Origin of the sequence: Bacillus sp. B2-WWTP-C-10-Post-4, from assembly GCF_009183805.1 — a bacterium.
GTDB classification, from domain to species: domain Bacteria; phylum Bacillota; class Bacilli; order Bacillales; family Bacillaceae_G; genus Bacillus_A; species Bacillus_A cereus.
In genome coordinates, this window is record NZ_WEII01000238.1 from 1 (window position 1) to 2,219 (window position 2,219).

Genomic DNA, 2,219 nt, shown 5'->3' on the forward strand with positions numbered 1-2,219 from the left:
GATAACTACTATTGATACAATCATTTCAATTAGATCTTCTAAAATATATCCTCGTATTGACTCTAGACTCATGATCCTTACATTTAAATCCCCTGCATGACGTGAAGTAATCTTTTCAATGGGAATATTAAACATATTCTCAAAAACTTTTGTAGTACTTTTTCTATCAATTTCTTTTTGAAATTTTACTTTTATAATTGAAGTTATAGATTTTATCCCTATAACAACTATTAAACTCCCCAACATAATTAAAAGGTACCTTGCATTCACTTCCTTTGAAGCATTCAAAATATCCATAAACTTTTTCAAAATAAAAGGGAAAGCAAAAATTGAGATTTGTGCTAACAATGCTAATAGTGTTAGTAAAATAATCTGACTAGGGGATACAAAATGATCAATATATCTAAGTAGTATATGTTTTTCACGCTTTTTAATATTTGGCTGTATATCTTCTTTGTTTTCTATTACTAAAATATAGTTACAAAACATCTCTTCAAAACTTCTTATATCGATTACCATTGGCCCTGCCTTAGGATCTACAATATAAAATTTATTTTCTTTAACCCTTTCAATAATTACAAAATGATTAAAGCCCCAAAATGCTATCATCGGCTTTTGTATCCTTTGTAAATGAGTTATATTTTCTATCCTATATGCAGTTGCAGAGAGTCCATACGATTCACTAACTTTTTTTATGTCCAACAAACTCCATGACGATTTTTTATTAATAATTTTACTGTTTCTAATTTCCGAAGCTTGTACTGCTAAACCGTAATAATGCATAATCATTGCTAGACAACTAGGCCCACAATCAAAAGATGTCATTTGCGGTATAAACTTAATTTTCTTTCTTAACATATTTATCACCTATTCTAGGCATTAAAGTATAAAATGCTATTTAGTTTATTATTCTCTAACCTTTGTAAAAAATACAAAATACTTCCTAAACCTGTAAATAATGAAATTTTATGAGGATTAAAATCTTCTATATCAAAATTATTCAAAAAGTTATTTGTTACTTTCATAACAATTTGTTTTTCATTTCGCTCTAGCATACCTCTATTTTCTAACTCCAATAAAAAGTCTAATTTCCCCATTAAACCATGACATAAACAATAATCACTGTTTTCATGTAATGTACTTAAGATTTGATTTTTAAAAAAGATTAAATCTGATTGTATATCTTCATTTTGATATGATTCTAAAATTTTAATTCTTGATATTCCCATTCCACTAAACCCTTTACACCAGCTATCTGTATACTCATATTTACTCATACTCATTTTCTCACTTTTATGTATACCATGTATTACTCTATCGTACTTATTGGTTTTTAATATGTCTTTTAACTTATAAAATGCGAGAAGTTGACCTGATAATCCATGAACAAATCCCTTTAATGAATCTTCTAAATTTAGAGTATCGTGAGCTTTCCAATATACAAATTCATTATGTGTTTGCATATTATTGACAATGTAGTCACCGAGATTTTCAGCCACTTCAAGCAATATTTTATACTTAGGATTAACTTGATAAAACTTAACTGCAGTTAAAATTAGACCAGCTGAACCCCCTAATATATCATAATGCTTATCGTTATATTGACCTTTCTCAATATCAGAGTTGATATCCATAAATATTTGCAATATTACCTTTTCATTGAGAGAGGTGATATGCGGTAAAGTTGTTAAATAGTAAGAAATAATAGCATTAACACCATTTACAAAACCATAATTATTTTTATTTTTGTTTAGTATTTCTTGCACAACTTTTTGTTCAAGCTTATTTATAATTTCAATGTGATTAGGATCAGCATTATTTCTCAATAATGAACTTATTCCCAATAATCCATCATATATTCCATTATTCAAATGGTTTATCTCAAGCTCCCCTTGCCAATTTGTTTTTAGTCCAATAAAATCGACATCACCGTCTTTTGATATATAACTACCATCAAGAATTTTCCCTATAATCGCCTCCTTTATTTTATTTGTAGGTAAATTAGTCTGAAAATCAATTGTTCCCTTTACTGTATTCAGCTTATATAGATTGTCATTTTGATTAGAAAGGGATATTTCTATAATTTTTCTTTGTAATAAAAAGTCAGCATATGAAATGTTTTTGAACTTCATTTCTAAATCTATTTCATTACATGATAAACTCTCGTAAGACCCCCATTCATACTTATTAAAGAAATATGGAACATCATAGGATAATAG

At 27.7% G+C, this 2,219-nt stretch carries 2 protein-coding genes; both read right to left on the minus strand.

Annotation, left to right across the window (positions count from 1 at the left end; translation table 11 throughout):
• Positions 1-858, minus strand: an 858-nt coding sequence (locus tag GBN78_RS29500) for a cysteine peptidase family C39 domain-containing protein (RefSeq protein WP_264298959.1), incomplete at its 3' end; no start/stop codon positions are given.
• 14 nt (positions 859-872) lie between these two features.
• Positions 873-2,219, minus strand: a 1,347-nt coding sequence (locus GBN78_RS29505) for a lanthionine synthetase LanC family protein (RefSeq protein ID WP_277998071.1), incomplete at its 5' end; no start/stop codon positions are given.